Source organism: Cyanobium sp. N5-Cardenillas (assembly GCF_024345515.1).
In the GTDB taxonomy this organism is placed as follows: Bacteria; Cyanobacteriota; Cyanobacteriia; order PCC-6307; family Cyanobiaceae; genus Cyanobium.
The window spans coordinates 1-6641 of record NZ_JAGQBG010000176.1 but is presented as its reverse complement, the minus strand read 5'-3'; the positions used below and the strand labels follow the sequence as shown (position 1 = coordinate 6641).

Genomic DNA, 6641 nt, shown 5'->3' with positions numbered 1-6641 from the left:
GCCAGGCGGCCCAGCGACAGGCCCGTCGCTGTGCCCAGGACCTGCGTTCCCAGGGCGTCATCGTCACCACCGCCGTCAGCGGCCTGGGATTGAATCCCTTCCCGGGCCTGCTGGCCACGGAGGCCGAGCTCCCGGATCTGGCCGTGGTGCTCGGCGGCGACGGCACCGTTCTGGCCGCCGCCCGGCACCTGGCCAGCTACGGGGTCCCGGTGCTCAGCTTCAACGTCGGCGGCCACCTGGGCTTCCTGACCCATGACCGCCGCCTGCTGCGGCTGCGGGGAGAGGCCAGTGGGGAGCCTGGCAGCCACGATCCTGACGACAACCTCTGGCAACGGCTGCGGGACGACCGCTTCGCGATCGAGAAGCGCATGATGCTGGAAGCCCGGATCGATCGGGGGGACGGCGTGCCACAGGAGGGTGACGTCCCCGATGACGGCGATCTGAACGGGGTCGGCGATGGACCCCATGGCGCCCTCAACGACTTCTACTTCCGCCCGTATCTCGATGAGCTTTCGCCCACCTGCATGCTGGAGCTGGAGATCGACGGGGAGGTGGTGGACCAGTACCGGGGCGACGGCCTGATCATCGCCACCCCCACCGGTTCCACCGGCTATGCGATGGCCGCCGGAGGACCGATCCTGCATCCGGGCATCGAGGCGATCGTGGTCACCCCGATCTGCCCGATGAGTCTCTCCAGCCGGGCGGTGGTGGTGCCTCCCGGTTCGCGGCTGTCGGTCTGGCCCCTGGGGGAGTCCAGCCGTCGGGTGAAGCTCTGGAAGGATGGTGCCCATGCCACCGTGCTCGAACCCGGCGATCGCTGCATCCTGCAGCGGGGCCGCCATCCGGTGCTGATGCTTCAGCTGGAGCAGAGTCCTTCGTACTACAGCACCCTCACCCACAAGCTCCACTGGGCCGGCAGCCTCACCGCTGGGGAACCGTCCCGCAACTGAACGGCTCCGCCCCTCCCTGCCACCCCCCTCCCCATGGCCCTGGAAATCGAGCGTCGCTTCCTCGTCAGCGATGACCAGTGGCGCCCCCATGCCCAACGGGCCAGGGCAATCCGCCAGGGCTATCTGGCTAGCGGAAACGGGGAACTCACCCTGCGGGTGCGGCTGGCCAGGGCCGTGGATGGCGCCATGGAGGCGTTCCTTACCCTCAAGCTGCCAGCCGTCGGTGCCGCGGCCGCGTCGGCCTCCCCCGGTCTTGCCCTGACGCGGCAGGAGTATGAGTACCCGATCCCGGCCATCGATGCTGAGGCCCTGTTGGAGCAATCCGCCCATCAGGTGAGCAAGATGCGCTATGGCCTGGATCTGCCCGGTGGCGATTGGGTGCTGGATGTGTTCGAGGCCGCCAATGCCCCCCTGGTGGTGGCGGAGGTGGAGCTGGAGCGGGCCGATCAGGCGGTGGCCGTTCCCTCCTGGTGCTCCAGGGAGATCACCGGCCGTCGTGAGCTCAGCAATGCGGCCCTGGCCCACCGTCCCCTGGCGTCGTGGCCGGCGGCGGAACGGGAGGCGCTCCTGCTGCCCCGGGGCCGCTGAGCTCAGCCGGGCCTGGATGGGTCGTCGTGGGGCAGGGCGCAGCAGTTGAAGCCGTCGCGGCAGATCTTGCCGTGGTCCATGGCCCAGTTCAGCAGGGCCACCCGGTTCTTGGCGCCGGTCTTGGTGAAGATGTTGCTGACGTGGTTGTCGACGGTGCGCTTGCTGATCGTCAGCTGGCCGGCGATCTCCAGGTTGGTGAGGCCCGTGGCCACCAGCTCGATGATCTCGAGTTCCCTCTCCGATAACTCGCTGCGTGCGTGAACCATGGGCCGCTCCGGGGACGGGGGCATCGATGGAGCCGGGGGCCTGCGCTCAACCATCGGCTCCTCGGCGGTTCATTTCACTCTAGGCAGCGGCTGATCCATGATGCCCCTGTCATGGAGATGGCCGTTGCAGCTTCGACAGGCCCTGGCGGAAGGTCGCTTCGCCGTCACGGCGGAAGTGACCCCGCCCCGAGGGGGCGACGCAGGCCGCACCTTGGAAGCCGCGGCGGCGCTGCGGGGCCTCGTGCAGGCGGTCAATGTCACCGACGGCAGCCGGGCCGTGATGCGGATGAGCAGCCTGGCGATGTGCCGTCTGCTGCTGGACGCCGGCATCGAGCCCGTCCTGCAGATGACTTGCCGCGACCGCAATCGCATCGCCCTCCAGGCCGACCTGCTCGGCGCCCACGCGCTCGGCATCCGCAACCTGCTCTGTCTCACCGGTGACCCGGTGCGGGCCGGGGATCAGCCTGATGTCCGACCGGTGAATGAACTGGAAGCGGTGCGGCTGCTGCAGCTGGTGCGCTCCCTCAACGCCGGAGAGGATCCGGTGAAGGGGGCGTTGCCGGATGGGGCTACAGCGCTGTTCCCCGGGGCCGCCGCCGATCCCCAGTCGCCCAGCTGGAGTGGACTGTGCTCCAGGGTGCGGCGCAAGCAGGAGGCCGGAGCCCGCTTCCTGCAGACCCAGATGGTGATGGACACCGCCTGCCTGCGCCGCTTCGTGGAGGAGATCACCGCCCCGCTCGGCCTGCCGGTGCTGGCCGGGGTGTTTCTGCTCAAGTCGGCGCGGAATGCCCAGTTCATCAACCGCGTGGTGCCAGGGGCCCGCATCCCCCAGTCCCTGATCGATCGCCTCGCCGGCGCCGCGGACCCGGCGGCGGAAGGGGTGGCCATCGCCGCGGAACAGGTGGCGGCCTACCGCTCCATCGCCCAGGGGGTGCACCTGATGGCCATCAAGGCTGAACACCGCATCCCCCAGATCCTTCGGCAGGCGGGCCTAGGGGGTGCCGTTGGCGGCGAGGTCGGTGCCGAGCAGCTCGGCCATGGCCTTCTGCTGCGGTGAAGGGGTGCTGACGTCCTGGCGGCGGGCGTCGGTGATCAGCCAGTCAAGGGCGGCTTCCTGCAGATCGAAATGGTCGCCGTTGCGGTCGACGCAGTAGCGGCCGTAGACCAGCTTCTCAACGAGCTGGACGCCGGCGCCGATGCGGGAGTAATCGAAGATGATCGAGTTGTCGATCGTGGCCCCTTCACAGATGTGGCAGCTCGGCCCGATCATGGCCGGCCCGATGATGGTCACACCGTTCTCGATGCGGGTCATGCCGCCCACGAAGATCGGCCCCTCGACGTGGATCTTGTCCCAGTCGGCCGCTACGTTCAGGCCCGCGTAGATCCCCGGACGTACCTGCTTGCCAGGAATCTGCACCTGGCGCACGTCACCCTGGAGAACGCTGCGGATCGCCTGCCAGTAATCCGGCACCTTGCCGATGTCGACCCATTCGAACTCCATGGGCAGGGCATAGAAGGGGGCCCCGGAGTCCACCAGCCTGGGAAACAGATCGGCGGCGATGTCGAAGGGTTCGCCGCTGGGGATGAAGTCGAGGACCTTCGGCTCAAAGATGTAGATGCCGGTGTTGATCATGTCGCTGGCGGCCTCCTCCACCGAGGGCTTCTCCTGGAAGGAGAGCACCCGCCCGTCCTCGTCGGTCACCACCACCCCGTAACTGCTCACCTGATCGCGCGGCACCCGCTTGGTGATCAGGCTGGCCATGGCCCCCTTCTCGCGATGGCGCCGGACGGCTTCGGTGAGGTCAAGGTCGATCAGGGCATCGCCGCAGAGCACCACGAAGGTGTCGTCGAAGAAGGCCTGGAAGTCCTGGATCTTCTTCAGCCCTCCGGCCGAACCCATCGCTTCACCGATCAGTTCCCCATCACTGATGCGTCCTTCGAAGCTGTAGGCGATCTGGACATCGAAGCGCTGCCCATCGCGGAAGTAGTTCTCGATCTCCTCCGACAGGTGGGAGACATTGACCATGATTTCGTTGAAGCCATGCTCCCGGAGCAACTCGAGCAGAAACTCCATCACGGGTTTCTGCAGGATCGGAATCATCGGCTTGGGGGTGGTGTGCGTGATCGGCCGCACCCGTGTTCCCTTGCCTGCCGCCAGGATCATCGCCTTCATCGGCGTCGTTTCATGTCGGAGGTGAGAGGCCACCCTAAGGAGAAAACTCAGGCTGCCACTGCCTCCAGAGCCGGCCCCCTATCTGACCCCTGCCCAGGCAGCCTTGGCAGACTGAGCGCCTCGACCCGTTCCTCCCGGCGGCGACGCAGGCTGAGGGGCCCGTAAAGACCGCCGACCTGCTCCAGTTCCACCTTGCCCTGGGAGGAGAGGAACAGCAGGGCCCAGAACACCCCCACCCGGTCCTGGTCCAGGTCCTCGTCGGCCGGCGCGCTTGCGACGGCCTCCGCCCAGGCGCCCACGAGGGCATCGAACGCCACCCATTCGACGCCGTCGGCGGTGGGGGTCCACTGCAGCAGGAAGCGGCTGAGGGCGGCGGTGGTTTCCGGCAGTTTCTCGCGGTGGGCCAGGGAGGCCACCTGGGCGATCGCCGCCCGTTCGCTGTACCGGCGCGCCCGGGGCCTGTGGCGTCCGTCCGCCCCGTCCTGTTCGAGTCGCTCGGCGATGTCCTCGAGCTGCCGGATCAGTTCCCCCAGGGTGACGGGGCGCTGCAGGGGCGGGGGCGCCACCGGACGGCGATGCAGGTGCCGCTCCGGCCGCCGTGGCAGCGCCAGGGCTCCGGGGTCCCAGCCGTCGTCGTCCTCGGCGGAGAAGGGGTCCTCCAGCAGGGGCTCGGGCGGGAAGGTGGCCGACTCCAGCAGCTCTGCCTTGAGTCCCACCAGCACCGAGGCCGCCAGGAACGCCTCGCTGGATTCCGCCAGATCCCGTTCGTAGCTGCCGCCCTGGGGTGCCAGACGCCTGGGCAGCTCAATGCGTTGGCGCAGCTGGTCGAGGAAGCCGTCGACGACGGCGATCACATCCACGTCCCAGGGGTCGATATCGCCCCGCTCGGCCGCGTCCTGGAGCAACCGGATGGCGAGTCTGGCGCCCGCTTCTGCCACGCGCGATGTCCTGCTCGGGGGGCCTTCCAGGCGCAAGCTACCGGCTGGGGCCGGATGGCACCAGTCGCGATGATCACCGAACGGGCCCCATGGGCCTCAGTCGGCGGCCAGCGAGAGGCCCTCTTCGCCCGCCTCACGGGACGGGGCCGAGCTCTCCCCGGCCGCCGGCAGCAGGCCGAGCTGGGCGTCGACGGTGGCCCTGTAGCGGCGCAGATCGTTCTCCAGTTCGCTGATCCGCACCTGCTGGGCCTCCACCTCACCGCTGCTCTGCAGGGTTTCCACCTTCCGCACCACCCCGCTCCAGACGGCGTAGATCCAGGCGGCGGTGGCGCCGATGCCGCCCACCAGCAGCAGCAGGGCGGCCAACGGCAGGGTGGTGCTGACGCCCGGCAGGAAATGCACCGTGGTGGCCGTGGTGTTCTCCAGGGTGAACATCACCGTGGCCAAGCCGAAGCTGAAGATCAGAAGGAAATTGATCTGCCGCATGGAGACCCTCGCTGTGCGATGGAGGAGCGTAGGCATCTTCTCCGCAGGACACCGTCATCACCTGGGGCCTGCGCAGGGTTTCGTAACCGGCCCCCCAGGGGCCCCGCGGTGCTGGGGCGGGGCTCAGCCGAGGGCCGGGGCGTGGAGCAGGGCCGGTGGCAGGTTGCCGAAGGCGCCGGTCGCCATCACCGCCGGAACGGGGGCTCGCCCCAACTTCACCAAAGCGACGGACTCCCGCTCGACCAGGGCCTCGATGGCGGCCCGGTAGCTGTCGGTGACCAGGCGCGGGTAGAGGCCGATGCCGATGATCGGCACCAGCAGGCAGGAGATGACATAGATCTCCCTGGGTTCGGCGTCGACCAGGTGGGTGTGGGAGGCCAGCTCGGGATTCTCCTTGCCGAAGAAGATCTCCCGCAGCATCGAGAGCAGGTAGATCGGGGTGAGGATCACGCCGATCGCGGCCAGAACGGCGATCACGATGCGGAAGCTGAGGCTGTAGGCCTCACTGGTGGCGAAGCCCACGAACACCATCAGCTCCGACACGAAGCCGCTCATGCCCGGCAGGGCGAGGGAGGCCAGGGAGCAGACGGTCCAGAGGGCGAACATCTTGCGCATCTTCTGGCCCACGCCGCCCATCTCGTCGAGCTGGAGCGTGTGGGTGCGGTCGTAGGTGGCGCCCACCAGGAAGAACAGGCTGGCGCCGATCAGGCCGTGGCTGATCATCTGCAGCATGGCGCCGCTGGTGCCCAGGGCGCTGAAGCTGCCGATGCCGATCAGCACGAAGCCCATGTGGCTGATGGAGCTGTAGGCGATCTTGCGCTTGAGATTGCGCTGGGCGAAAGAGGTGAGGGCGGCGTAGATGATGTTGACCACCCCAAGGATCACCAGCAGGGGGGCGAACTGGGCGTGGGCCTCCGGCAGCAGCTGCACGTTGAACCGCAGCAGCGCGTAGCCACCCATCTTCAGCAGGATGCCCGCCAGGAGCATGTGCACCGGGGCGGTGGCCTCGCCGTGGGCGTCGGGGAGCCAGGTGTGCAGCGGCACCACCGGCAGCTTGACGCCGAAGGCGATCAGCAGGGCGGCGTAGCAAAGCACCTGGAAGCCGGTGCCAAAGTCCTTGGCCGCCAGCACGGTGTACTCGAAGCTGGGGGCGCCGCCGCCGTAGAAGGCCATCGCCAGGCCCGCCAGGAGGATGAACAGGGAGCTGCCGGCCGTGTAGAGGATGAACTTGGTGGCGGCG

General features: G+C 68.3%; 8 protein-coding genes. 3 read left to right on the top strand and 5 right to left on the bottom strand.

What is annotated here, in order from left to right; genetic code table 11:
- Both KBZ04_RS12965 and KBZ04_RS12960 read left to right on the top strand, forming a co-directional pair.
- Window positions 1-950: NAD(+) kinase (locus tag KBZ04_RS12965; protein ID WP_254992323.1), on the top strand; the 950-nt coding region annotated here is incomplete at its 5' end.
- 33 nt (window positions 951-983) lie between these two features.
- Complete coding sequence (locus KBZ04_RS12960) at window positions 984-1538, top strand: CYTH domain-containing protein (protein ID WP_254992322.1); 555 nt, start codon at window positions 984-986, stop codon at window positions 1536-1538.
- Between the two features lie 2 nt (window positions 1539-1540).
- On the opposite strand, the gene KBZ04_RS12955 is transcribed toward KBZ04_RS12960, so the two are convergent.
- Window positions 1541-1804, bottom strand: a complete 264-nt coding sequence (locus tag KBZ04_RS12955) for a helix-turn-helix domain-containing protein (RefSeq protein WP_254992321.1) — start codon at window positions 1802-1804, stop codon at window positions 1541-1543.
- 97 nt (window positions 1805-1901) lie between these two features.
- Between KBZ04_RS12955 and KBZ04_RS12950 the strand changes: the two genes are divergently transcribed.
- Entirely contained in the window at window positions 1902-2861 is a 960-nt protein-coding gene (locus KBZ04_RS12950) for a methylenetetrahydrofolate reductase (RefSeq protein ID WP_254992320.1), read from the top strand.
- Here the strand turns inward: KBZ04_RS12950 and KBZ04_RS12945 are convergent.
- The 4 genes from KBZ04_RS12945 to KBZ04_RS12930 form a co-directional block, all read right to left on the bottom strand.
- The gene (locus KBZ04_RS12945) at window positions 2796-3977 is read right to left on the bottom strand and encodes an NDP-sugar synthase (RefSeq protein ID WP_254992319.1); all 1182 of its coding nucleotides are present in this window, start codon (window positions 3975-3977) and stop codon (window positions 2796-2798) included. The two genes, KBZ04_RS12950 and KBZ04_RS12945, sit on opposite strands and share 66 nt — an antisense overlap.
- Before the next feature lie 47 nt (window positions 3978-4024).
- Window positions 4025-4915 (bottom strand): segregation/condensation protein A, encoded by an 891-nt coding sequence (locus KBZ04_RS12940; protein ID WP_254992318.1) that lies wholly within the window; start codon window positions 4913-4915, stop codon window positions 4025-4027.
- A 96-nt stretch (window positions 4916-5011) separates the two neighbouring features.
- Window positions 5012-5401: a lipopolysaccharide assembly protein LapA domain-containing protein gene (locus tag KBZ04_RS12935; protein ID WP_254992317.1), complete on the bottom strand. Its 390-nt coding sequence runs from the start codon at window positions 5399-5401 to the stop codon at window positions 5012-5014.
- Between the two features lie 123 nt (window positions 5402-5524).
- On the bottom strand, window positions 5525-6641 hold a 1117-nt coding region (locus KBZ04_RS12930), incomplete at its 5' end, for an NADH-quinone oxidoreductase subunit M (protein ID WP_254992316.1).

Bases quoted from the DNA above. Each gene is read 5' to 3' on its own strand.
- KBZ04_RS12960 (WP_254992322.1), top strand. From the start codon at position 984: ATGGCCCTGGAAATCGAGCGTCGCTTCCTCGTCAGCGATGACCAGTGG.
- KBZ04_RS12955 (WP_254992321.1), bottom strand. From the start codon at position 1,804: ATGGTTCACGCACGCAGCGAGTTATCGGAGAGGGAACTCGAGATCATC.
- KBZ04_RS12950 (WP_254992320.1), top strand. From the start codon at position 1,902: ATGATGCCCCTGTCATGGAGATGGCCGTTGCAGCTTCGACAGGCCCTG.
- KBZ04_RS12945 (WP_254992319.1), bottom strand. From the start codon at position 3,977: ATGAAGGCGATGATCCTGGCGGCAGGCAAGGGAACACGGGTGCGGCCG.
- KBZ04_RS12935 (WP_254992317.1), bottom strand. From the start codon at position 5,401: ATGCGGCAGATCAATTTCCTTCTGATCTTCAGCTTCGGCTTGGCCACG.